The 24,594-nt window shown below is 66.8% G+C and carries 19 protein-coding genes; 6 read left to right on the forward strand and 13 right to left on the reverse strand.

Translation table 11 applies throughout. The features are described 5' to 3' along the window. Nucleotides 1-7: 7 nt before the first annotated feature. Genes AC1RJ5_RS05655 through AC1RJ5_RS05665 form a run of 3 tightly spaced genes read right to left on the reverse strand, consistent with a single transcriptional unit; the run spans nt 8 to nt 5,164 of the window. Nucleotides 8-1,144, reverse strand: coding sequence for a hypothetical protein (locus AC1RJ5_RS05655; RefSeq protein ID WP_493112182.1), 1,137 nt, complete (start codon nt 1,142-1,144; stop codon nt 8-10). Next, entirely contained in the window at nt 1,141-4,059 is a 2,919-nt protein-coding gene (locus tag AC1RJ5_RS05660) for a glycosyl hydrolase 115 family protein (protein ID WP_493112184.1), read from the reverse strand. The genes AC1RJ5_RS05655 and AC1RJ5_RS05660 overlap by 4 nt, the downstream gene beginning before the upstream one ends. Before the next feature lie 43 nt (nt 4,060-4,102). Continuing rightward, nucleotides 4,103-5,164, reverse strand: a complete 1,062-nt coding sequence (locus tag AC1RJ5_RS05665; RefSeq protein WP_269574740.1) for a family 43 glycosylhydrolase — start codon at nt 5,162-5,164, stop codon at nt 4,103-4,105. A gap of 97 nt (nt 5,165-5,261) precedes the next feature. Between AC1RJ5_RS05665 and AC1RJ5_RS05670 the strand changes: the two genes are divergently transcribed. The 4 genes from AC1RJ5_RS05670 (at nt 5,262) to AC1RJ5_RS05685 (ending at nt 11,025) form a co-directional block, all read left to right on the forward strand. Then, nucleotides 5,262-6,104: a FadR/GntR family transcriptional regulator gene (locus AC1RJ5_RS05670; RefSeq protein ID WP_493112186.1), complete on the forward strand. Its 843-nt coding sequence runs from the start codon at nt 5,262-5,264 to the stop codon at nt 6,102-6,104. 135 nt (nt 6,105-6,239) lie between these two features. Next, nucleotides 6,240-8,990 (forward strand): TonB-dependent receptor, encoded by a 2,751-nt coding sequence (locus AC1RJ5_RS05675; protein WP_342249468.1) that lies wholly within the window; start codon nt 6,240-6,242, stop codon nt 8,988-8,990. Nucleotides 8,991-9,250: 260 nt separating this feature from the next. Beyond that, the gene (locus tag AC1RJ5_RS05680) at nt 9,251-10,378 is read left to right on the forward strand and encodes a sialidase family protein (RefSeq protein ID WP_493112188.1); all 1,128 of its coding nucleotides are present in this window, start codon (nt 9,251-9,253) and stop codon (nt 10,376-10,378) included. An 80-nt stretch (nt 10,379-10,458) separates the two neighbouring features. After that, nucleotides 10,459-11,025 (forward strand): hypothetical protein, encoded by a 567-nt coding sequence (locus AC1RJ5_RS05685; protein WP_493112190.1) that lies wholly within the window; start codon nt 10,459-10,461, stop codon nt 11,023-11,025. Nucleotides 11,026-11,094: 69 nt separating this feature from the next. Here AC1RJ5_RS05685 and AC1RJ5_RS05690 read toward each other — a convergent pair whose 3' ends face one another. The 5 genes from AC1RJ5_RS05690 to AC1RJ5_RS05710 all read right to left on the reverse strand — a co-directional run bounded on the left by AC1RJ5_RS05690 (nt 11,095) and on the right by AC1RJ5_RS05710 (nt 16,612). Further along, nucleotides 11,095-12,261, reverse strand: coding sequence for an SGNH/GDSL hydrolase family protein (locus AC1RJ5_RS05690; RefSeq protein WP_269574735.1), 1,167 nt, complete (start codon nt 12,259-12,261; stop codon nt 11,095-11,097). A 47-nt stretch (nt 12,262-12,308) separates the two neighbouring features. After that, entirely contained in the window at nt 12,309-13,346 is a 1,038-nt protein-coding gene (locus AC1RJ5_RS05695) for a glycoside hydrolase family 43 protein (protein WP_493112193.1), read from the reverse strand. Nucleotides 13,347-13,440: 94 nt separating this feature from the next. Further along, nucleotides 13,441-14,070 carry a 2-dehydro-3-deoxy-6-phosphogalactonate aldolase gene (locus tag AC1RJ5_RS05700; protein WP_269574734.1) on the reverse strand — a complete coding sequence of 210 codons (630 nt, stop codon included), beginning with the start codon at nt 14,068-14,070 and terminating at the stop codon, nt 13,441-13,443. Further along, complete coding sequence (locus AC1RJ5_RS05705; RefSeq protein ID WP_269576591.1) at nt 14,067-14,936, reverse strand: 2-dehydro-3-deoxygalactonokinase; 870 nt, start codon at nt 14,934-14,936, stop codon at nt 14,067-14,069. Before AC1RJ5_RS05705 ends, AC1RJ5_RS05700 begins: the two co-directional genes overlap by 4 nt. Continuing rightward, nucleotides 14,927-16,612 carry a sodium/sugar symporter gene (locus AC1RJ5_RS05710; protein WP_493112195.1) on the reverse strand — a complete coding sequence of 562 codons (1,686 nt, stop codon included), beginning with the start codon at nt 16,610-16,612 and terminating at the stop codon, nt 14,927-14,929. The genes AC1RJ5_RS05705 and AC1RJ5_RS05710 overlap by 10 nt, the downstream gene beginning before the upstream one ends. A 155-nt stretch (nt 16,613-16,767) precedes the next feature. Here AC1RJ5_RS05710 and AC1RJ5_RS05715 point away from each other — a divergent pair, with 155 nt between their 5' ends. After that, nucleotides 16,768-17,505: a FadR/GntR family transcriptional regulator gene (locus AC1RJ5_RS05715; RefSeq protein WP_269574732.1), complete on the forward strand. Its 738-nt coding sequence runs from the start codon at nt 16,768-16,770 to the stop codon at nt 17,503-17,505. A gap of 3 nt (nt 17,506-17,508) precedes the next feature. On the opposite strand, the gene AC1RJ5_RS05720 is transcribed toward AC1RJ5_RS05715, so the two are convergent. From AC1RJ5_RS05720 to AC1RJ5_RS05740, 5 genes are all read right to left on the reverse strand, one after another. Continuing rightward, the gene (locus tag AC1RJ5_RS05720) at nt 17,509-18,435 is read right to left on the reverse strand and encodes a family 43 glycosylhydrolase (RefSeq protein ID WP_493112198.1); all 927 of its coding nucleotides are present in this window, start codon (nt 18,433-18,435) and stop codon (nt 17,509-17,511) included. After that, nucleotides 18,435-19,574, reverse strand: coding sequence for a cellulase family glycosylhydrolase (locus AC1RJ5_RS05725; RefSeq protein ID WP_269574730.1), 1,140 nt, complete (start codon nt 19,572-19,574; stop codon nt 18,435-18,437). The genes AC1RJ5_RS05720 and AC1RJ5_RS05725 overlap by 1 nt, the downstream gene beginning before the upstream one ends. Nucleotides 19,575-19,717: 143 nt before the next feature. After that, nucleotides 19,718-20,872 (reverse strand): aldose epimerase family protein, encoded by a 1,155-nt coding sequence (locus tag AC1RJ5_RS05730; protein ID WP_269574729.1) that lies wholly within the window; start codon nt 20,870-20,872, stop codon nt 19,718-19,720. Nucleotides 20,873-20,883: 11 nt separating this feature from the next. Further along, on the reverse strand, nt 20,884-21,738 hold the full coding sequence (locus AC1RJ5_RS05735) for an SMP-30/gluconolactonase/LRE family protein (RefSeq protein ID WP_493112201.1): 855 nt from the start codon (nt 21,736-21,738) through the stop codon (nt 20,884-20,886). Next, nucleotides 21,738-23,540, reverse strand: a complete 1,803-nt coding sequence (locus AC1RJ5_RS05740) for an IlvD/Edd family dehydratase (protein ID WP_269574727.1) — start codon at nt 23,538-23,540, stop codon at nt 21,738-21,740. The genes AC1RJ5_RS05735 and AC1RJ5_RS05740 overlap by 1 nt, the downstream gene beginning before the upstream one ends. A 120-nt stretch (nt 23,541-23,660) precedes the next feature. On the opposite strand from AC1RJ5_RS05740, the gene AC1RJ5_RS05745 reads away from it, so the two are divergent. Then, on the forward strand, nt 23,661-24,581 hold the full coding sequence (locus AC1RJ5_RS05745; RefSeq protein WP_493112203.1) for a Gfo/Idh/MocA family protein: 921 nt from the start codon (nt 23,661-23,663) through the stop codon (nt 24,579-24,581). The last annotated feature ends 13 nt before the right edge of the window (nt 24,582-24,594 follow it).

Below are 24,594 nucleotides of genomic sequence, written 5' to 3' on the forward strand. Positions count from 1 at the left end.
CGGTCGGTTATTGCAGCGCCCTGAAATCCTCGATCCAGGCATAGTTGAACGCGGCGCTGCCATCCGGATTGGGCCGGACGGTGCGCGCGGCGAAGACGCAGTTGAGCAGCCAGGGCGTGGTGGCCGGGCCGAAATTGCGGCTCATCGAGCTGCCCTGCCTGAACCCGTAATTGGCGACCGCCAGCCGGCCGGAATTGCGGAAGATCGCCATCTGGTTGCGCAGATAATGCTTCCGGCTCTCGAACCACGGGCTCTGTGCCAGGAACGCATCCCATTCCGCCTTGGGGAACGGACTCTCAAGCGCCGCCTTGATCACCTGCCAGTTCTTCGTCTCGCGTGGCAGGTGCCGGGCATCGGCGAAGCCCTGCGGGATCGCCGCCTGCATGTTCTGCTCCCACCAGCGGACGATCGAGAATTCCGTGGCGAGGAACTTCTGGTCGGGGCGCATCCGCGCGACGACATAGTCGACAAAGACCTGCGAGCCCTCGATCGCCGGCAGATGCGGATGGATGTCGACCCCGTCGATCTCCGGCGTCGCCTTGACGAACGCCATCCAGCGCTCGGTCGAGGGCGTCCGGTTGATCTCCAGGTCGAGCCGGTTGAGCGCGCCCATGTACAGCCGCGTCCTGCACGCCCTGGCGCAATGCGCCTTCCGGTACGCGATCGCCCGGTTCGCCATCGCCTCGTAATAGGCGTTGAGGTCGAGGTCGCGGTCCTCGCGACGGCTCTCGATATAGGGCTCGTTGCCGATCACCAGGATATCGACCTTGCCCATCACCAGCGGCAGCACCTGGTCGAGCCACGCCATTTCCCGCGCCATCCCGGCGCTGCCCGGCTTCGGGAAGTCCTGCCGGTTGCGCGGGAACTTCAGCGAGAGGATCGTGCCATAGCCGTGCCTGGCCACGTCGAGGATCGTCCGGACCGCGCCATGCTCTGCGGCCGGGCTCCGCTCCAACTCGGGCATGGTGAGGAACAGCCGGACCCAGTGCGCGCCGGCCTTGTCGAGGTCGCGATAGTCCACGTCCTCGAAATGCTCGTTGTAGTTCGCGCCCAGCGCACCCTGCGCCTGCGCCTGCGCCTGCGCCGCGCCCGTGCCGAGCAGAACCGCGCCGAGCGCAAGCAGCCCCTTGGTCCGGCGGCTCATTTCGCAATGGTCTCCGGCGGCGCGAGATAGGCGGTGGCAAGGCCGCCCAGGTCGAGGATCAGCGAGTCGAGCACCACCCCCGGATCGAGCGCATAGATGCGCAGGCGATGCTCGCCCGCCCCCAACGCCGGCCAGCTGGTGACCGAGGTGATCGCATTGCGCTCCACCCCGTCACTCCAGTCGCGCTTGGCCTCGGCATCGACCAGCTGGGTCGGGCCGCCATCGATCGAGACCGCGTAGCGCAGCTTGTTCTCGGCATTGAGCGCGAAGCTCGGCATCAGCGTGGCGCGCAGCTTCGCGTCGCCGGCATGCGTCACCCGGAAGCGATATTCGGCATAGGGCGCCCCGGCCGGATCCGCCGCGCTGGCCAGCGCGACGCTGCTCTGCAGCGCCTGTCCCGATCGCCCAAGCCCCGGCACCGCCTGCCAGCCGAGTCCGCCGACCGGCTGGAGCTTCGCATAACGCTGCGCCGAGAAGGCGATGATGCCATTGTCCTCGACCAGCATGCCCCTGGGCGCCGCGACATTGCGGGCCGAGACCGCGATGCTGCGGCTGGCGCCGGCGGCGGAAATTGTCACGCTGCCGCTAGCGGTCTCGCCGGCCTTGAGCTCGCGCCAGTCGATCGACACCCACAGCCGCTGGTCGCCGCCCGGCTGGTCCTCGCGCTCGATCCGGATCCAGGGCGCCGAGGCCGTGGCGGACACGTCGAGCGTACCGGTGCCGGTGTTGAACGCATCGATGAAGTGGCGCGCATCGGTCGCCCGCTCGAACACCGGGAGCCGGTCGGCAGGAGCCGAGGCGGTACGCCAGCGCTGCACGCGCAGGCTGGCATCCGCGGCATCGGCGGCCCTGGCGGGATGCTCCGCCCAGGCATCGATCGATCCCTCGACCGCGACGCCCAGCCCCGGCGTAGCGGACGGCGTCACCCGGCCGAGCGGCGGCATGTTGAACACCGCCTGCATGCGCGGTTCGTCGCTCATGAAGTGCGACCATTGGCCGCCACCCACGGCGTTGTACGCCTCGGTCGCCTGCTTGATCCGCTTATAGGCATCGACCGCGGCATCGGCGTGGAGATTGGCGCTGGCCCGGCCCTGATGCGCGTAGAGGAAGCTGCGATCGGCGTTCAGCATCTTCACGTTCATCATCGCGCTGCCGCGCACCGGATAGAGGACGAGATGGTAGAAGCCGTCGCGCTTCTCCGCCGGCAGCTTCGCGGCGATCGCCTCGGCGCGCTTGTCGAGATCGCGGAACTCGGCGGTGCGCCTGCCCGCCTCGTCGCCATAGGCGACCGGCGAGAACTCGGTCGGCCGCGGCGCGGTCTCGGCGTCGTTCCAGCCCATATGCTCGGGCTTGCGGTCATAGTTGAGCCGGTAGAAATCGCCGAGCAGCGCGGCGATCGCATCGGCCTGTTCGGGCCCGAAATTCCCGGTCGCCCAGCGCTTCAGCCAGCCCTGCTGGCCCAGCTTCGCGGTGCCGTCATAGTCATAGGCCAGGTCGAGGAAATAGTTCAGGCCCTTCTCGCCCGGCTTGATGTCGCCGACATTGAGCACCCAGAGGCGGCGGGAATTGGTGGCATAGGCCTTACCCATCTCCTCGCCGATCAGCGCGGGCGGCGTGGTGTCGAGCCACAGATAGTCGTTGGGCACCCCCCAATAGGAGATGTGGTAATAGACGCCGCCGCCGCCGGGGCGCTGCTGCTCCGCCTTGGTCGAGAGCTGGCGGATATAGCCGTAATTGTCGTCCACCCAGGCGAGGGTGACGTCGTCGGGCACCTTCATGCCCTTGCGGTAGATGTCGAGCACTTCCTTGTAGGGCACGAAGATCTGGGGGACCTTTGTGGGGTCCTGCCCCACTTCGCTGAGCAGGCCGCGCTGGTCGCTCACCACCTTCTCGAGCAGCCGGACGCCGTCGAAGCCCTTGTTCATCTCCGCCGGGCTGTCGTGGATGCCGCGCATGCCGACGGTGTAGACATTCTCATACTGGTGGTTGGCCTTCACCCGGTCACGCCAGTAGTCGAGGATGTTCCTTCCGTTCTTGGCGTAGTTGAATTCGCCGCGCTGCTCGAAATTCCATTCGGCGACATTGTCGCGCAGCATCGGCTCGGCATGGCTGGCGCCCATCACGATCGCATAGCGGTCCGCCATCTCGGCATTGCCCGCGACCTGGTTGAACGCCGAACTGACCTTGTGCATCGCCGGCCACAGGAAATTGGCGCGCAACCGCAGCAGCAGTTCGAATACATGCGCATAGGTCGTCGGCCCCATGTCGCCCGTCGGGTCGATCCGGGTCGCCCAGGGGCGGATCGACCAGTCCTCGTCATTGATGAACAGGCCGCGATAGCGGACCGAGGGCGAGCCCTGGACGACTGTGCCGGCGTTCAGCCGCACGCTGCTGCGCCGGGCCGGGGTCACATTGGCCCACCACACCCAGGGCGAGACGCCGATCTGCTCGGACAGGCGGAAGATGCCATAGGCGGTGCCGCGCCGGTCCGCCCCGATCACGACCAGCGCGCGATCGACCCCGGGCACCGGCTTGTCGACCAGCGCGATCGTATAGGCCTCGCTCTGGCCCGCCACCTCGTCGACCGCGATGCGCTTGTCGGCGATCAGCCTGTCGATCACCGGCGAGCCGCCGATCGTCCCCGCCAGGATCGCCAGGCGCCCGCTCGGCGCCGCTTCGGAAACCTGCGGCTTCACGCCCGACACACGCTCGACATCGCCGGCAAAGGCACGCGCCGCGATCCCGACCACCGGGGCGTCGCCAGCGCTCACGAAGATCGTCGGCGCCGCGCCCTCCGCGACCAGGTCGAACGATGCGGATGCGGCGGGCGCCTGCTGCGCCAGCGCCTCGGCCGGGGCCAGGCCGGGGACCGTGGCGGCAAGGCTCAGCGCGGCCAGGATGCGGACAAGGGCCAATTCTACTCTCCTGTTCTTATAGTTGTGCGCGGCGTGGCCGGGGTTACTTCAGATACGGACCTTTGGCGTTCCAGCCGATCTCGGTGGCGGCCAGCGTCCAGCTCTTCCCGCGATCGTTGTTGCCCTGGAAGAACAGGAAGGTGCGGTTGCCGAACTGGAAGATGCCGGGATGGCCCGATTCCGAAGCGTTCCAGCTGCCCTTCGGGCCGTTGGCGAGGAACGGCTTGTCGGAAAGCCGCTTCCACTTCACGCCGTCGGTGCTCACCGCGACGCCGATCTGCTGGGGCTCGTTGTTGTAGCCGCCGGCGTAGAACATGTAGAGCTTGCCGCCGCGGCGGATGACGCTCGGCGCCTCGATGCAGTTGCGCTCCCAGGCGAGCTCGGGCTCCAGGATCGACTTGTCGTTGTTGAGGTTGGTGAAGTCGCCCCTTGTGAACTTCGAGCCGATCGGCGCGCTCGCCACCCCGACCTTCTGCACTTTGAATTCGGGATCGCGCGTGGCGTAATAGAGCATCAGCCTGTTGCCCTGGACGAATGCCTCGGCATCGATCGCCCGGCCGACGCTCCACTTGGCGGTGGCGGGATCGGGATGGAAGACCGGGTTGCCGGGATCGCGCTCGAACACGATGCCGTCCGACGACCAGGCATGGTTGATCGCGTCCTTCTCGCGATTGCCATAGGTCTGGTAGAACAGGTGGACCTTCCCGCCGATCACCACGGCGCCCGGCGCCGCGATGCCGTTCGCCTCGACCTGCTGCTTCGGCAGGATCTCGCCCACCTTGGTCCAGGTCTTGAGGTCGCGGCTCTCGGCGATGCCGATCGCCAGCCCCTTGGGGAAGTCCTTCACCCCCACCGGATTCTCGCGCGGCGCGGGCACCGTATAATACATCAGGAAGCGCCCGCCGAAGCGGATGACCGAGGGGTCCTTGGCCCAGGGCGTGCCCAGCCTGCTGGTGTCCGAATAGGTCGCGACGAGCTTCGCCTCCCGAACCGCCGGATCCTGCTTCGGCGCCTGCTGTGAAAGCGCGGCGAATGGCGCCGCCAGCATCGCCGCGAACCCCGCGCCCGCCAGGAAAACATGCACTCGGCGCTTTTCGGTACCCATTCGGTCCCCTCCTTGTTTTGGTCAGGCCAATATAGTAACATTTATCTGACCAATCTACCGAAATCGTGCACCGATCGGATGTCGGGAAAAAGGGGGAGTGCTGGATGCCGCGAAATTTCACCCGGGCGACCAGGCCGTGAACGCCCGCGCGAGCTTCGCGGTCGCCCCGCCGGGCCCTGGCTTCGCGGGGCTGCCAAGGGGAGGCGCGCCCGATCGCCCGCAGCTGGGACACAGCCTCACTTTCGGGCTGCTCCACGCGATCGGCGGGGCGATCGCCGCCGGCGATTATGACGACAAGCCCTTCCCGCCCGAGGCTGAGCTGGCCAGGCATTACGGCACCAGCCTCTCGGTGACGCGCGAAGCGGTGAAGATGCTCACCGCCAAGGGCCTGCTGGCGAGTCGCCCGCGCCTGGGCACGAACGTGCAGCCCCTCTCCTGCTGGAGCCTGCTCGACACCGACGTGCTGCGCTGGCTCCTCCAGCGGCGCCATGCGGCGGACGCGCTGGGCCAGTTCAACCAGCTGCGCGTGGCGATCGAGCCGGCGGCGGCGGAGTTCGCGGCGCGCTTTGCCTGGCCGCGCGGCGTGCAGCGCATCTCCGACGCGCTCGAGCACATGCTGCTCTGCGAACGGCGCGACGAGGATCCGATCGACGCCCGGATCGCCTTTCACGGCGCGGTCCTCCAGGCCGCGCGCAATCCCTTCTACGCCCAGTTCCAGGACGCCGTGGAAGCCGCGCTGCGCATCGCGAACCGGATGCGGCGCAGGGCCGGCGATCCGGCCGACGAACTGGCCGCCTATGCGGCGGTCCGCGGCGCCATCGCCAGCGGCGACTGGGAGCGGGCGCGCGCGGCGATGCACGGCATCGTCACGGGCATTTCCGCCCCCGGCGACATGATCGACCAATTCGAGTCGACGGGCCCCGCGGCGGGGAGATTCTGAATCTACGCCCGACATGAAGGACTTGCGCCAATTCAGGTCAGGCCTCCGGCTGGATATTGTCAGGCCAATTCTTATATGATAATTCGGATAGATAAGCCCCGAGTAAGAAACTCGGACGATATGGGAGGGGAAAGAATGAATCGTCGCAATAATCGGTTGCTGATCGGCGCGTCCGCGCTCGCGCTTACCGCGCTGCCGGGCATCGCCGTCGCGCAGACCGCGGAGCAGCCCGCGGCCAGCGTCCCGGAAGCCGGGCAGGATACCGAGATCGATCCCAACGAGATCATCGTGAGCGGCTTCCGCCGCAGCCTCGAGACCGCGCAGGCTATCAAGAAGGACTCGGACGACATCGTCGATTCGCTCGTGGCCGAGGACATCGGCAAGCTGCCCGATTCCACCGGCGCGGAATCGCTCGCGCGCATCACCGGCGTGCAGGTCGACCGGCTGAACGGCGAGGCCGGCGGCGTCCGCCTGCGCGGCCTGCCCGACATCACCACCACCTATAACGGCCGCGAGATCTTCACCGCCGAGGGCCGCAACGTCGCGCTGCAGGACTTCCCGGCCGCCTCGGTCTCGCGCTTCGACGTGTTCAAGACCGCGGGCGCCAACCTGGTTGAGGCGGGCATCGCCGGCGAGATCGACGTCAAGTCGAACAAGCCGTTCAACTTCAAGGGCAGCCGCATCGTCGGCGGCATCACCGGACTGCACTGGCGCCAGTCGCAGGAGTTCGGCATCGACGCCAACCTGCTGATCAGCAACCGCTGGGAGACCGGCATCGGCGAGATCGGCCTGCTGGTCGAGGGCAGCTACACCGACAACAAGTTCGTCGATTCCTACCGCGACAACAACACCCAGATCCTGCGCCATGCGGCGAACGTCGTGGTCGGCGGCGTCGCGAACTATCCCAATGTCCGTTACCCGACCCGCGTCTCCTTCCAGTATCCGAGCTCGAACCGCTTCCGCCCCTCGGCCTCGGCGGCGCTCCAGTGGCGCCCGAGCCAGAGCTTGGAATTCTACGCCGACTTCCTCTTTCAGGGCTTCCGCGCCGCCGGCGAGTCGAGCGCGCTGCACTTCGACACGGGCAGCAACGCGCCGCTCTACGACGTGACCATGTGCGAGGGCAGCACCGACCTGGTCTGCCAGATGACCATGCGCGGCGCCGGCAACGGCATCACCGGCTACCAGGTCGCCCAGTGGAACAAGACCGACACCTATCAGGGCGGCACCGGCTTCATCTGGAAGGTGCCCGGCGGCGGCCGCATCACCGGCGACGTCGCGCTCACCGATTCGCGAAACTGGAACCGCAACATGCAGTTCAACATCTTCACGAATTCGCTGGGCACCCGCGTCTTCAACTTCGACGACCAGTCGGGCGGCGGCGGCGCCTCGGCCTATGTGACCGACATCAACCTGGCCGATCCCGCCTCGTGGCGCATGCTGAACTTCGCGGAGAACGGCGCGGACAACCATGGCCGCAGCTTCCAGGGGCGGCTCGACGCCGACCTGCCGATCGACTTCGCGATCTTCGACCGGCTCCAGGCCGGCGTCCGCTACAGCAACCGCGACGCCGATTCCTACAATGACCCGGCCGAGAACCGCACGCCGACCCTGGGCGCGACCGATCCGCGCATCCAGTATGTCAACCTGCCGCTCGACTTCGAGATGTCGATGATCGGCTTCCGCGGCGATCCGACCACCCATCCCCGCACCTGGATCACGCCGACCCGGCAGAGCATCATCCACAATGCGGACTATCTCCGCATGCTGGTCGGCCAGCCGGCCGGCTATCCGAAGCTGGACTGGGTCTACAGCGCCAACGAGAAGGCCTATGCCGCCTATCTCCAGACGCACTACAAGTTCCCGATCGGATCGATGGAGCTAGACGGCCAGCTCGGCCTGCGCGTCGTCCGCACCACCAACGACATTAGCGGCACGCTCAAGATCGGCTCGGGCGCCGGCACGCCCTACGCGAAGACCAACGAGTATCTCGACTATCTGCCCAATGTCAGCGCCCGGCTGAAGCTGTCGCGCACGCTGCAGGCACGCATGTCCTTCACCAAGACGCGCACCCGCCCCGGCTTCGGCTCGCTGAACCCGACGCTGACCGTCAACGCCACCCTGGCCTGCGACAACAGCGTCACCCCGCCGGTGTGCAACTATCGCACCGCGAGCGGCGGCAACCCCGACCTGCAACCGGTCGAATCCACCAACTACGACGCCTCGCTCGAATATTATTTCTCGCGCTCGGGCTCGGCGACCGTCCAGGTATTCCGCCGCGACATCATCGGCTTCATCAACAACGCCACCGTCTTCCTCAACGACCCCGAGCTCGGCCCGCTGCGCGTCGACCGGCCGGAGAACGGGCAGAAGGGCTATATCCAGGGCATCGAAGCGGGCTTCCGCACCTTCTTCAAGATCCCGTCGCTGCCGCAATGGATGCAGAATTTCGGCGTGCTGGCGAACTACACCTATCTCGACCACGGCTCGGAACTGTCGCCCAGCGCCGCCGCCACGCTTCCCGGCATCCAGCCGCTCAGCGGCGTGTCGTCGCACCTCGCCAACGCGCAGTTCTTCTATGACAGCAAGCCGCTGTCGCTGCGCCTCTCGTACAATTACCGTTCGAGCTTCCAGACCTATGGCGTGGTGACCGATCCGGCGGTGACCACCCAGCTCACCCTGCCCACGGTCGAGAAGGGCCGCGGCACGCTCGACTTCTCGGGCTCGCTCAACCCGACGGACAATGTCTCGCTGAACTTCTCCATCGCGAACCTGCTCGGCTCGCAGCAGCGTACCTACCGTGCGTTCAACGCGAAGGGCGACACCTACGCCGCGCAGGTCCGCTATCTCGAGACCGTCTATCGCATGGGCGTCCGCTTCCGCTTCTGAGAACCGACTCCCCGTCGGTAACTTTGGCGCCGCATGGGGCCTCCTCCATGCGGCGTCCTTTCCAGAAACCCGAACCCCGCCCGGAGCCCTGCGCTTCCGGCGCAGCGGGCCCGCGCGCCCGGCACGAGAATGAGGTGACCAGACCCAGGTGATTTCAAGGACAGGCGCCAGGCCCCCGCTCCTGCCGCCCCGATGTGAACAGCGGGAAACAGGAGAGCGATATGATTAGGCGATCACAGAATCAGCACATCCATAAGCGCATGCTCGGCCGCACCACGCGGCTCCTCGCCGGCCTGGCCCTGGTCGGCATGACCACCGTCGTCGCCCAGGCCCAGACCCTGCTCGCCGCGAACTCGCGCTATCCCCGCATCCGCCTGCTCCCCAGCGGAGAGCTCGTCGCGTCGGTCCTCTCGTTCACCGGCGACGATCACATCAAGATCTTCTCGAGCACCGACAGCGGCGCCAGCTTCACCCAGGTCGGCACGATCAACGATCCGGAATTCCAGACGCTGAAGGCAAGCAGCCCCAGCCTGTTCCGCGTGCCGCAGACGATCGGCTCGCTCACTGCCGGCACGCTGATCCTCGGCGTCGTGGTCGATACCCAGAAGACCGCGACCAGCCTCGCCAAGATCAACATCTACAAGAGCACCGACAACGGCCGGAACTGGAGCTTCGTGTCGATCGCCGTCCAGTCGGCCAACAGCCAGGGCCTGTGGGAGCCCGATTTCTCGATGGCCACCGACGGTGCGATCGTGATGCACTATGCGGACGAGAGCAGCCCCTGCTGCAGCCAGAAGATCGCCCGCCGCCGCACCTATGACGGCGTCCACTGGATCGACCAGACCAACGACGTCCAGCTGTCCAACAGCAATACCGACGCCACCTGGCCGCTGCGCCCCGGCATGCCGGTCGTGTCGAACCTGGCCGACGGCACGCGGCTGATGACCTATGAGATCTGCGGCCAGGCCGCGCCGCTCAACTGCGCGAGCTATTACCGCACCTCCACCGATGGCTGGAACTATGGCCCGGTCAACGTGATGGGCACGCGGATGAAGGACTCGCTCGACCGGTTCTTCTCGAACACCCCGGTCAACAAGGTGCTGCCGGACGGCTCGATCCTGTGGATCGGCCAGTATATGCGCGTCGCCGACGGTTCGCCCTCGGGTCTGAACGGCACCGTGATGTTCAAGAGCGCGAGCGGCAATCCGAACGGCCCCTGGACCACGCTGGCCGCGCCGGTCACGCTGCCGGCGCCGGTCACCAATGGCTGCGAGGGCTTCTCGCCCGGCCTGCAATGGGTGGGCACCGGCGCGACCTTTGTCGAGCTGCAGACCCGCAACGTGAACGGCGTGTGCAACGTCTATTTCGCGAGCGGCCCGAGCAACTGAGGCCCGCAAATCGGGACCGGCCGCCGCCCGACGGCGGCCGGTCCCCTGTCGCATCCCGATCCATCGCGGGAGGAGCAATCATGCCTGGCCTGACGAACGAGACGCGCGGCCGCCGCTGGATAGGGGGTGCGGCACTTGCACTCCCTGTCGGGGTCGCGCTTGCCTGGATGGCGTGGCCGTCCGACCCCCCATCCCGCGAAGCCGGGGTGGTGACGATCGCGGCCGGCGCCGCGCAGCCGGCAGCCGCGCCCCTTCCGGCGCCACCCACCACGAAACGCCCGCCGCTCACCCCGCAGCGCAATTCGGAGCTGGCCGACGCGAACCAGTATCTCGTCACCCGCGAGGCCCGGGATCGCGCCTGGGCAAGCCGCAGCGAGACCCGGCTTCTCGCCTTCATGCGCGGCCTCGCCCATGTCGACACCCGCTCGCTCACCGCCCGGTGCACGACCAGCCTGTGCGAAGTCTCGGGCCTGGCCGAGGAAGATCCCGGCGGGTCGATGAACCCGGCCTGGGAAACGCTGGAGCGCGACACCGCCAGCGCCAGTCTCGAGGCCGCAGGGCTGGAACGCGACGCCACGACCTTCGGCACCGGGCGTGTGCGCGAAGCCTTTGTGGTCTATTTCCGCCGCGTGGTCTCGCCAACATGATTGCGGCCGCCGGCACGGGGATCTCCCGGTGCCGGCGGCCGCGTGCCTCCCCTTGCGGGAACGCGAAGCCTATTTGAACAGCTTGAGCGGGATCGCCTCGCCCATCTTCGTCTCGCCCGCACCATTCGGGTGGAGATTGTCCCCGCCCTGCAGCGCCGCGGCGAGCCGCTTCGGATTGGCCGGGTCGGCGACGACCTTCTCCATGTCGACCACCGCGTCGAACGTTCCCGAGGTGCGGATCCAGTCATTGACCTCGCTCCGCAGCGCCTCGCCCGCCGGGGTCTGGTAGCCCGCGCCCTCGAACGGCAGGATCGTCATGCCGATCACCTTGATGCCATGCGCATGCGCGCGCTGGACGAGCTGGCGGAAGCCAGACTTCAGGTCATCGGCGCTGACCACCGGGCCATTGTTGCGGCCCGATCCGCCGATGTCGTTGATCCCCTCCAGCACCACGACATGCGTCACACCCGGCAGCGCCAGCACGTCGCGGTCGAAGCGCGCGAGCGCATTGGGGCCGGCACCGCTCGACAGGATGCGGTTGCCCGAGATCGCCTGGGTCACCACGACATGCGGCATCCCCGCCGCGGCGATCCGCCGGCCGAGCACATCGCCCCAGCGGCACGCCGGCACCGCGTCGTTCGCGCAGCCGGTATTGTCGGTGATCGAGTCGCCATAGGCGACGATCACCGGGCGCTGCTTCGCGCCCAGCACATCCACCTCGGCGAGCAGCGGGCGCGGGCCCGACTGGAGGAGCGGCGTGAAGTCCTTGTCGGTAAAGTCGCCCGACGGCGAGATCGCGGTCTTCGCCCCGCCCGCGCCGTGCACCGTGTCGATATCGACCTTGTCGGGCATGTAGAGCGACACTTCGATCAGGTCGAACGCCTTGACCGGCAGTGCCACCGGATCGCTCACCAGCGGCGCGCCGTTGCGCAGCTGGCCCTGGCCCTGCCCGTCAAAGGTGACGCGCACCGGCTTGCCGCCAGCGATCCGCACGCTCGCCGCGCCGATCCGCATCGCCGGGCCATAGTCGTTCGCCAGCCGGATGCGGACCTTGCTGCCCGCCGCGCCGACGCGCACCTGCATGCGCAGCGTGGCATTCTCCACCGAAACGCGCTGTGCGGGCTGGTTCGCCTGCCACATGCTGGCCGTCCAGGCCGGCGTCCAGCCGTCCGGTCCCGGCTGCGCCCCTGCGGGGGCCGCGATCAGGAAAGCGGCAATCAAGGCTCCACGTGACATCCAGTGCATAGGTCCCCTCCAGGCTATTGACGGTTATCGTATCCTAATCAGCGTGTTCCCGACGGCACCTTTTGCGGCGCGCCCTCGGGCACCGGCAGGCCGAAATCGGGACGGCCATCCGCCGTCCAGCCGAACTTCTGGATGTGCGGTGCACGCTTCAGCGTACACTTCATCCCCGCCGCGGCATTGGCGTGGTAGATGATCCAGTTCTCCTTGCCGTCGGGCGACTTGAAGAAGCCGTTATGGCCGGTTGCGAACACACCATTCCCCTTGTGCAGCACCGGCGTCGGCGACTTGCTCCAGGCCTTGGGATCGAGCGGGTTGGCGCCGGGCGCCGCGCGCAGCAGGCCGAGCGCATAATCGTCGGACCAGCAGGGGCTCGCCGAATAGGTCAGGAACAGGTCGCCCTTGGGCCCCAGCAGGAACTCCGGCCCTTCCAGGATCTGGCGCCCGTCGAGCCGCTCCCAGGGCTGGTCGGGCATGGCGATCACCTGCTCCTTGCCCTTGAGCGTCCAGGGGTTCGCCATCTCGGCGATCGCCAGGCCGCTGTCCGGGCCCAGATAGGGCGAATAGACGAAGTAGCGCTTGCCGCGATATTCGAAGCTGGTGCCGTCGATCCCGGCATGGGCGGTGTTGATCCGCCCGCGGTCGATCCAGGTGCCGCTGAGCGGATCGGACGCTTTGTTCTCCAATGCGAACACGGCCCGGTGGGCGTCGTCGCCGAAGCCGCTCGCGGTGGCGGTATAGTAGAGGAACCAGCTCTTGCCGATACGGTGCAGCTCGGGCGCCCAGATCAGATGGGCGTTCGGCCCCTCCTTGGGCGGCGTCCAGACCTGCTTCTGCTCCGCATGGGCCAGGTCCGCGATGTTCCGCGTCCGGTACAGCGTGATGCCCGTCCGCTGGGTGTGCATGTAGTAATAGGTGCCGTCGACCTGGGTGATCCAGGGATCGGGGCCCGACGGGAGCAGCGGATTGGTGTAGGTGCCAGCTTCCGCGGCCGGAACCGTCTGCGCGGTTACACTTCCGGAGCCGAGGCACAGGGCAGCGGCGATCACTGCCCCGCTCCAGAGGTCACGCTTCTTCAAGGCTTCTCTCCCATTTATATGAGATGACTTATCATATAATTTAGGGCGCAAAACAAGCCTCAGCGCGCAACCTTTGCCACGGTCCGCGTCCGGTTCAGTCCGCGAGCGCGGCGATGAAGGCGCGGGCATTGGCGCCCACCTGCTCGGCGGTCATGCCGGGCTTGTAGAGCGCCGAGCCCAGCCCGAAGCCGGGGGCTCCGGCGGCCCGCCACGGGGCCATGGTATCGGGCGCGATCCCGCCCACCGGCAGCACCCGCGCGTCCTTGGGCAGCACCGCCCGCATCGCCTTGAGAACATTGGGGCTCGCCGCCTCGGCCGGGAACAGCTTGAGCGCCGTGGCGCCGGTCTCCAGCGCGGCAAAGGCCTCGCTCATCGTGAAGATTCCGGGAAGCGACACCAGCCCCCGGGCGGCGCTGGCGGCGATGACCTTGAGGTTGGCGTTGGGCGAGATAATCATCGTGCCCCCGGCCGCCTCGACCGCGGCCACCTGCGCCTCGGTCAGCACCGTGCCGGCGCCGATCTGGGCACGGCCCGCGAAGCGCTTGGCCAGCCGCGCGATGCTGTCGAGCGGCTCGGGCGAGTTCATCGGCACTTCGATCAGGGTAAATCCAGCCGAAACAAGCGCTTCGCCGATCTCCTCGACCTCGTCGGGCTTCACGCCGCGCAGGATGGCGACCAGCGGGCAACGGCTGAAGGCGGCGTCGAAGGCGGCGATATGGCTCACATGATACTCCCGATTGCGATGATGCCGGCCACGAAGGCGGCGTGACTGTCGACCCGCACGGCGCGGCGCCCATGCACCTCGATCGCGGCGGCATAGAGCCCTCCCAGCACGGGGTCGGCGAGGATGTGGACCGTGTCATGCCCCACCCGCTCCAGCCTTGCCGCGACGTCGCTGCCGATCAGCAGCCCGCTGGCGAAGCTCGCCGCGTCGGTGTCCTCGCGCTCGCCCAGCAGCTTGGCCGCGCGGATGCCGAACAGCGAGGCGGCAAGGTCGCGCTTGCGCCCCTCCTCCACCCCGTCGAGGAACGCCTGGCCCAGCGTCACTTCCTCGGTAAGTTGCGAGGAAAGCAGGCCATATTTGCGCAGCATGGCGAACAGCTCGCCGGTCATCGCGGTGGTGAATCCGGCGATCCGGCCGCCTTCCATCAGCGCCCATTTGCAGTGCGTCCCCGGCTGGGCGAGCAGCGCGTCGTGCGGCACCAGCCCGGCCGCGACGGCGCCCAGCAGCTGCACTTCCTCGCCCCGCATCACGTCCGCCGGCCCCGTCACCGAGACGCCGGGGACGATCGCCGTGCGGGCGTCGATCCGCAGCAGGTTGGCCGCCAGGTCCTCGACCCCGGCGGGCGCGGGCACATAGGGCGCCGCCTGCCAGCCGATGTTCGACCCGACCATCCCGGCCATCAGCATCGGCAGGTCGCCGAACCGCTCCCGGATGCCCGCCGCCTCGGCCGCGAAGTCGCTGACCGAGGTGACGCCGCGGTCGTCGCGCTCGGTGCGCACGACCTGGCCGCCCTCGACCAGGAAGACGCGCCGGTTGGTCGTCCCCCAGTCGATGGCGAGGAAGGTGCCGGAGAAGCTCACCACCAGACCGAGTACAGCGCGATGAGGATCAGGATCACGCCGATGCCGGCGATGTTGAACACGTTCGGCGTCTTGAAGCTCACGCCCTCCATGGTCACGCGATTGGCGTTGCCGCTACCCTTGAACACCAGGCTGACGACCACTGCCAGCCCCAGGCTGACGAAGAAGACCACCATCATCCGGTTCATGAACGGCATGCCCGTCAGCCCCAGGACATCCTGGAAAGCCGCGACACTGGTACCCACCACGTTCACCGGGATTTGCATGCCAAGGAAGTCATGCGGCGCGGCCCAGTTGACCCACATGAACCAGGACATGAACACCGACATGATCGCCGCGGTAATCGCGCCATTCTCGGTCGCCGGCTTCCAGAACAGGCCGAGCAGGAAGATCACGGTGATGCCGGGCGTGAAGAAGCCGGAGAATTCCTGGATGAACTGGAAGGCCTGGTCCGACTGGCCGATCAGCGGCCGGGCGGCGAGGATCGCGATCACCACAGCGGCGGCCGCGACGATACGGCCGACGAGAACGAGATGCTTCTCCTGCCCGGTCTTGCCCTCGCCATTCTCGCCGCGCGTGTTGATCCCGCGCGCCTTGGCGTAAAGATCCAGCGTGAAGATGGTGCCGATCGAATTGATCTTGGAGGCGGTCGACGCGATGATCGCCGCGACCAGCGCCGCGAAGACCAGGCCGAGCAGGCCCGGCGGCAGCAGCTTGAGCATCGTCGGATAGGCCTCGTCACCCACCGCGAGGTTCGGCGCCAGCATCACCGCGGCGATGCCCGGCAGCACGATGATCACCGGCATCAGCAGCTTGAGGTACGCGGCGAGCGTGATGCCCTTCTGTGCCTCACCCAGGTTCTTCGCGGCCAGTGCGCGCTGGATGATGTACTGGTTGAAGCCCCAATAGCTCAGGTTCGCGATCCACATGCCGCCGACGAGCACGGCGATGCCGGGCAGATCCTTGTAATAGGGGTTGTCGGGCGAGAGGATCATGTCGAACTTCTCGGGATGCGCGTTCATCAGCGTGCTGAAGCCGGCGACAATGCCCTGCCCGCCACCGATCTGGTCGAGCGTCAGGTACGAGACGATCAGGCCGCCCATCACCAGCAGCGTCACCTGGACGATGTCGGTCAGCGCCACCGCCTTGAGGCCGCCATAGAGCTGGTAGAGCAGCGCGAACAGGCCCAGCGCGATCAGCGCCGCGTTCTGGTCGATCCCCGCCACCTTGTGCACCGCGATCGAGCCCAGCCAGATGATCGAGGTCAGGTTCACGAACACATAGAGCGCGAGCCAGAACACCGCCATCAGCACCGGCAGCACCTTGCCATAACGCTGCTCGAGGAACTGCGGCATCGTGTAGATCTGGTTCTTGAGGAAGATCGGCAGGAAATACTTGCCGACGATCAGCAGCGTGAGCGCCGCCATCCACTCATAGGAAGCGATCGCCAGGCCGATCTTGTAGCCCGAGCCCGCCATGCCGACGATCTGCTCGGCCGAGATGTTCGCCGCGATCAGCGACGCGCCGATCGCCCACCAGGGCAGCGATTTGGAGGCGAGGAAATAGTCGGACGTGTCCTTGGCGTGGCCCGCCTTTTCACGGCTGACCCACTGCGCCAGGCCGAATATGCCGATGGCGTATATGATGACCACGATCAGGTCGATCTGCGACAGGCTCGTCACGCTATCCCTCCCTTAGGTACCGCGCGCTCAAACGGGGCGGTCGAATGGTTCATTTATCTTATTAATTGGGCTTGTCTAGCCACGCGTTTGGGATACAGCTAGAAATCAGAGGGCAAGCGACGACCGTCGCCTCGACAGAAAAGGAATACCCGCGCGTGGCAACGTCTCTATCCAAGTCGTCAGACGAACTCCGTCCGCAGCTTGGCCGCAACCTCACCTATGGCCTGCTCGACCGGCTGGGCCGCGCGATTGTTACCGGCCATTATGAGAACAAGCCCTTCCCGACCGAGGCCGAGCTGACCACCCAGCACGGTGTCAGCCGTTCGGTGACGCGCGAAGCGGTCAAGATGCTCACGGCCAAGGGCCTGCTGAGCGCCCGTCCGCGCCAGGGCACGGTGGTCGAGCCGACCTCGTCCTGGAACCTGTTCGACACCGACGTGCTGCGCTGGCTGCTCGAGCGGCAATTCTCGGTCGAGCTGCTCAAGCAGTTCAACCAGCTGCGCGTCGCGATCGAGCCCGAAGCCGCCGCGCTCGCCGCGCGTTTCGCCAGCAATGCCGATATCGAGGCGATCGGCGAAGGCCTTGCCCGCATGGAAGCCGCCGAGAAGGGCATGGACGACACGCTGGAGGCCGACATCGCCTTCCACGTCTCGATCCTGCGCGCCTCGGGCAACCCCTTCTACGTCCAGTTCCGCGACGTGGTGGGCACGGCGCTGCGCACCTCGATCCGCTTCACCAACCGCGTGAAGGGGCGCACCGCCAATGTCGCGGATCACGGCCGCGTGCTCGAGGCGATCCAGGCACGCGACCCCAATTCCGCGCGCACCGCGATGCGGGCGCTGATCTCCGACGTGCTCGAGCTGATCGACGCCCACGAGAACACGCCGGCCTGATCCTCAGTCCATCCGGATCGGCAGGATCGATCCGTCCTTGCCGAACGTCACCGACGTGATCGCCACCCGGCGCGAGCCGGTATAGGGGCCGTCATGCGGCTGCCCTTCCCAGCGGTGATAGGCGATGTACCAGCGCCCGTCTTTGGGATCGCGCAGAAACGCATGGTGGCCCGGCCCCTTGTACCTGGCGTCGCTCGCCAGGATCGCCCCGCGATACTTCCACGGCCCCATCGGCGACCTCGCCGTGGCGTAATGGACCGAATAGGTCGTGTCGCGGAAATTGCCCGAGGAATAGGACAGGTAATAGGTGCCCTTGCGCTCGAACATGAACGCGCCTTCGGTGAAGTGCGCGGGCGTCTGCACCTTCACCTCATGGTCGATCGTGACCATGTCGGGCTTGAGCTCCCACACGCGCAGCGTCGCCCCGGCGCTGCCGCCGGCATAGAGGTAGCTCCGGCCCGTCCGCGGATCGGTGAACACCGCCGGATCGATCGCCTCGAAGCCGTGCCCGCCATCGTTCACCAGCGGCTTGCCGCTGTCCTTGCAGGGACCCGCCGGACCTTCGCACACCGCCACGCCGATGCGGCTCGGCGTCGGGTTCTGCGGGCCGATCGAGTAGTAGAGATAATAGCGGCCGTTCGCGCGGACCATGTCCGGCGCCCACAGGCGATGCTCGGGCGCCTTGTCGTCGTTGATCCACGGGATCATCGAATGGTCGAGAAGGACCGGGCCCTTTTCCCACTTCTGCATGTCGAGCGAATGCCAGGCGACCAGCGTCTTCCCGCCAAAGGTCGGGTAGAGCCAATATTGCCCCTCCGCGACTTCGAAGTCCGGATCGGCGCCGTCGAAGAAGGACGGCGCGTCCTGGGCATGCGCGGGCAGCGCGGCGAGGACGAGCCCCGCCAGCGCCCCGGCAATCCCCCGCCGCATCACTTGGCGATCGGCGTGGCCGGAACCACGCCCTTCGGTGCCGTCGCCATGCGCTTGATCAGATCGACCTCGGCCTGGCGATAGGGCCTGCCGTCGAGATAGAGGATGTCGTGGAACCAGATGGTCGGCTCCTCATAGGTATAGGGCTTCTTCCAGCTGTCCCAGGGCAGCCGCGTCTGCATCTTCCCGTCGACGAAACCCCAATTGTACATCGCGATGTTGAGCCGCTTGGCGATCGGCAGCGAGCCTTCGAAGGTCGAGCCGTTGCCGCGGGCCATATATTCGGTGCACCAGACCGGACGGCCATAGCTGAGCATCTGCCTGGCCCGCTCCTCGAACTTCTCCGGCCAGCTATAGTCGTGGAAGCTCAGCACGTCGGATTCGGCGATCTGGATCTTCTCGACCGCATCGAGCTTGCTCTGGTCGTCCCAGTGGTTGCCGATCCACACGCCCGAGGTGAGCGGCTGGATCGGATCGGCCGAGCGCGCCGCCGCGAACATCCGCGGCAGCAAGGTCGCGACATATTTCTTCTTGTCGACCGTCGGCTTGTAGTTGCCGCCGCCGCCATTGTTCGGCTCGTTCCAGATGTCCCAGCCGATCACCCGCTCGTCCCTGGCGAAGGTCGTCACCAGGTCCTTCACATAGGCTTCGAGCTTGCCGTACTGCGACACGTCCTTCAGCCGCGCCTCGCCCGGCGACTGGACCGAGCCCGAATTGTGCACGCCCGGGATCGGCGGATGCTGCGGCCCGGCGACCGGGTTCGGATCCCAGCAGCTGTCGAAGAAGATCCACAGGGTCTTGATCTTGTGCTTCGCCGCGATCGTCATGAATTCGTCCATCCGGCGCTTCAGCCCGGCGGCATCGGTTTCCCACAGCAGGTGGTGCAGGTTCACCCGCATCACGTTCATCCCCATCGCCTCGGCCCAGCCGAGCTCCAGGTCGATGCGCTTGGGATCCCAGGTCTCGGCCTGGAACATCTCGAGCTGGTTGATCGCGGTCGCCGGCGTGTAGTTGGCGCCGACCTGCCAGGGCTGCCTGGCGTGCCAGGCATTCGCCTGCGCCGCGGTCCACTGATCGCGGGCAAGCGCCGGCGTCGCCGCCAGCATCGTGCTGGCGACCAGGAAAAGGATAGGCTTCATTGCAGCTCCCCTTGGTTCTGTAGTTTCTTCCGGATTACTTCGTCATCCCCGCGCAGGCGGGGATCCATTGCCGCTGAAGGCAGTGAGACTCACATTGGCGAGCCCGAATGGATCCCCGCCTACGCGGGGATGACGATGAAAATTCAGCGCTTCGCCGCCTGCCCCGTGGTCAGGCGATAGGTCATCACGTTGTGATAGGTCTGGCCCGGCTCCAGCCGGGCACTGGTGAAGCCCTTCTGGTTGGGCGAGTCCGGGAAGAGCTGCGGCTCCATCACGAAGCCGTCACCCTCGCGGTACACCTTCTTGGCCTTGCCGTGCGAAGTGCCGTCCAGGAAGTTGCCCGAATAGAATTGCAGGCCCGGCTGGTTCGACCACAGCTCGAAGCCGCGGCCCGATGCCGGATCCTGGACCCTGGCCATCAGATGCTGGTCCTTGGTCACTTCGCGGCCGATCACCCAGTTATGGTCGTAGCCGCGCGCCCAGATGATCTGCTGGTCGCTGGCGTCGCGCACCCGGTCGCCGATCGCGCGCGGAGTGCGGAAGTCGAACACCGTGCCGGCCACCGAGCGGAACTCGCCGGTCGGGATCGCGCCGTCGTCCGTCGGCAGATAGGTCTGCGCCGGGATCGTCACGACATGCCCCATCGCGCCGTTCGACGAGCCTTCGCCCGACAGGTTCCAGCAGCCATGGTTGGTCAGGTTGACGATCGTCGTCTTGTCGGTGGTCGCCCGATAGTCGATCGTCAGCTGGTTCTGCTCGTCGAGCGAATAGGTCGCGTCGACGGTCAGCGTGCCGGGATAGCCCATGTCGCCGTCCGGGCTGACATAGCGCAGCGTGACCGAGGCGGTCGGGCCGTCCTTCACCGAAGTGATGGTCCACAACACCTTGTCGAAGCCGGTGGTGCCGCCGTGCAGCGCGTTCTTCCCGTTGTTGATCGGGGTCTGGTAGGTCTGGCCGTCGAGCGTGAACTTGCCCGCCGCCAGGCGGTTGCCGAAGCGGCCGACGATCGGGCCGAAATATTGCGGCTTGGCCAGATACTGTTCGAGATTGTCATAGCCGAGCGCGATATCGGCCTTCTTGCCGTTGCGATCGGGCATGATGAGCGACTGGATCGTCGCGCCCCAGCCGATGATGTTCGCCGAAACGCCCTTGCCGTTGGTCAGCGTCACCGATTCAACCGTGCGCCCGTCGGGCAGCTTGCCGAAGGTGCCGCGCTTGGCGGTCGCCGCCTCGGCATTCGAAACCAACGCACAGGCAAAGGCAGCGCCCAGCAGCAACGCGCTCTTGTTCAGCGTCATCCCTCTTCTCCTCAACCGCGATAGAGTTGGGTCGCCAGGCCGCGGCAGCCGGGATCGACCTCGAACAATGCGCCGCCATGGGGCTCGTCCACCCCATCGCCCGCTGATGTAACGAACATGCGGTCGAGCGCCTCGCCCGCAAAGGTGCAACTGGTGATCTGGCTCGCCGGCAGCGCGATGCTGCGCATCCGCTCGCCTTCGGGCGAGAAGCGCGTGACGCAGCCTGCGCCCCAGCAGCCGACCCACAAACAGCCCTCGGCATCGAAGGTCATGCCGTCGGGATTGCCCCATTCGGGCTGGAACGCGATGAACGGCGTGCGCGGCCCCAGCGACCCGTCGTCGTTGATGTCGAAGCGGAAGATCGTCGCCAGCGCGGTGTCGGTGTGCAGCAGGAAGCTGCCATCGGCGGCGATCGCCGGGCCGTTGGCGATCGTATAGGGCCCGTCAACGCGCGTCACTGTGCCGTCGGTATCGAGCCGGTAGAAGCTTCCGGTCGGATCGCTGCAGTTGATCGACATGGTGCCGGCCCAGATGCGGCCCTGCGCATCGGCCTTGGCATCGTTGATCCGGTTCTCGACCCGGTCCGGCTCGGGATTGACGAGCAGGCGTGTGGCGCCGGTTTCGGGATTGAAGCGAAGCACGCGGCGCCCCAGCCCGATGACGAACCCGCCCCGCTCGCGCTCGATTGCCCAGCCGAGATAGTCGTCGAACACCCAGGCACTGATCGTACCGGTTCCAAGCGACAGCCGGTTGAGCCGGCGAGAAAGGATGTCCGTCCAGTAGAGCGCGTTCTCGCGCGCCGACCAGAGCGGCCCCTCGCCCAGCACATCGCGGCGGTCACGCTCGACGATGCGGACCAGGCTCATCAGTGGCTGTCCCGCGGCACGCCGTATTTCTGGGCGATGCGCTGATACTTCACCGCATTCTCGAACACCGCGCCGCCATCGAACTGGCCGACCAGGCTGCGATGGATTTCCTGCCACGGGGTCTGCGCTTCGGGCACATAATCGATGGCGAGCGCAGCGCGGCGCGCGGCGAGTTCGGCCTCGTCCACCAGCATGTCGGCAGTGCGGTTCTTCAGGTCGATACGGATACGGTCGCCGGTCTTCACCAGTGCCAGGCCACCGCCGACGGCCGCTTCCGGCGCGGCGTTGAGGATCGAAGGCGAGCCGCTGGTGCCCGACTGGCGGCCATCGCCCAGGCAGGGCAGCGCATGCACCCCGGCGCGGATCAGCGCGACCGGCGGGCGCATGTTCACCACTTCGGCGCCGCCCGGATAGCCGACCGGCCCTGCCCCGCGCATGATCAGAATCGAATGGTCATCGGCACCCAGCGCCGGATCGTCGATCCGCCTGTGGTAGTCCTCGGGCCCGTCGAACACGATCGCCGTGCCTTCGAACGCATCGGGATTTTCGGGATCGGAGAGATAGCGGTTGCGGAACTCCTCGGAGAGCACCGAGAGTTTCATCACCGCATTGTCGAACAGATTGCCCGAAAGCACGGTCAGGCCCGCGGCCTGCTTCAGCGGCGCATCGAGCGGGAAGATCACATCGGCATCTTCCACCGTCGCGGCACCGACATTCTCCCCGATCGTCTTGCCGTTGACGGTCAGCGCGCTGCCGTCGATCAGCCCGGCGCGGAGCAGCTGCCCCATCACCGCGGGCACGCCACCGGCGCGGTAGAAGTCCTCGCCCAGATACTTGCCCGCCGGCTGCAGGTTCACCAGCAGCGGGATATCGGCGCCATGCTCTTCCCAATCGGCCAGGCTCAGCTCGACGCCGATATGGCGGGCGATCGCGTTGAGGTGGATCGGCGCGTTGGTCGAGCCGCCGATCGCCGAGTTCACCCGGATCGCGTTGAGGAAGGCCTGGCGGGTCAGCACGTCCGAAGGCTTGCGATCGGCATGCACCATTTCGACGATCTGCACGCCGGTATGATAGGCGCATTCGGCGCGGTCGCGGTATGGCGCCGGGATCGCCGCCGAGCCGGGCAGCGACATGCCCAGCGCCTCGGTCAGCGAGTTCATCGTCGTCGCGGTGCCCATGGTGTTGCACCAGCCGGTCGACGGCGCCGAGCTGGCGACCAGCTCGATGAAGCCCTTGTAATCGATCTCTCCGGCCGCGAGCATCTCGCGCGCCTTCCACACGATCGTGCCCGAGCCGGTGCGCTCGCCCTTGAACCAGCCGTTGAGCATCGGGCCGACCGACAGCGCGATTGCCGGGATGTTCACCGTGGCGGCGGCCATCAGGCAGGCCGGGGTGGTCTTGTCGCAGCCGATCGTCATGACGACGCCGTCCATCGGATAGCCGAAGATCGCCTCGACCAGGCTGAGATACTGGAGATTGCGGTCGAGCCCCGCGGTCGGGCGCTTGCCGGTTTCCTGGATCGGGTGGGTCGGGAATTCGAGCGCGATGCCGCCGGCGTCGCGGATGCCCTCGCGCACGCGCTTGGCGAGCTCGAGATGGTGACGGTTGCACGGGGTCAGGTCGCTGCCGGTCTGGGCGATGCCGATGATCGGCCGGCCCGATTGCAGCTCCTCCAGGCTGATGCCGAAGTTCAGGTAACGCTCGACATAGAGCGCGGTCATGTCGGGGTTGGAGGGATCGTCGAACCAGGCGCGCGACCGCAGATTCGGGCGCTCACCCTCGACTTTACCACCGCCGGACATACAAAACCCTCTTCCTGAAAAACGCAGCCGTTCACTGGCGCGTTCGCACGCAACGGCGCACTTGATAGAGCGGATCACGGCGGATAGGAAGCATATATATCGTATAAAAGGGAGTTAGGGGTGGATCGCTTTAAGCTCGGCCTGGTTGGCATTGGGAAAATCGCGCGGGATCAGCATCTTCCGGCCGTCGCCAGGAACGACCGCTTTACACTGGCGGCAATCGCCAGCCGTCATGGCCAGGTCGATGGCGTGCCGAATTATCCCGATACCGCGGCGATGATCGCGGGGACCGAACTCGATGCGGTCTCCTTCTGCACCCCGCCCGAGGGGCGCTACGAGCTGGCGCGGATCGCGATCGAGGCCGGCAAGCATGTGATGCTCGAGAAGCCGCCGGCGGCAACGCTTTCGGAGATCGAGGCGCTGGCCGATTTCGCCCGCTCGCGGAACGTGACGCTGTTCACCAGCTGGCATTCGCGTGAAGCCGCCGGCGTCGGCCCCGCCCGCAACTGGCTGTCGCGCCGCGAGATCAAGGCCGTGCGTATCCACTGGCGCGAGGATATCCGCCGCTGGCACCCGGGCCAGGAATGGATCCTTGCCGCCGGCGGCTTCGGCGTGTTCGATCCGGGCATCAACGCCCTGTCGATTGCCACGGCGATCCTCCCCGCCCCGCTGTTCGTCGAGGCTGCGACGATGGACGTGCCCGCCGGCCGCGCCGGGCCGCTCGCCGCCGAGCTGCAGCTGCGCTGCGGCGGTGCGAAGGGCTATGCCTCGTTCGACTTCCTCCAGACCGGTCCGCAGACCTGGGATATCGAAGTCGATACCGATGCCGGCACGCTCCGCCTGTCGCTGGGCGGCAGCGTGCTCCAGCTGCCGGGCGAGGCCGAGTGCACCGAGCCGGACCAGGAATATCCGCGCCTCTACGCCCGTTTTGCCGAGCTGCTCGCGACCGGCGGCAGCGATGTCGACCTCCGTCCGATGCGCCTCGTGGCGGACGCCTTCCTGCTGGCCGAGCGTCGCGAGACCGAGGCGTTCGCGTTCTAGGCCCTTATCGTCA

This window comes from Sphingomonas sp. GW822-FHT03G08, from assembly GCF_058801135.1.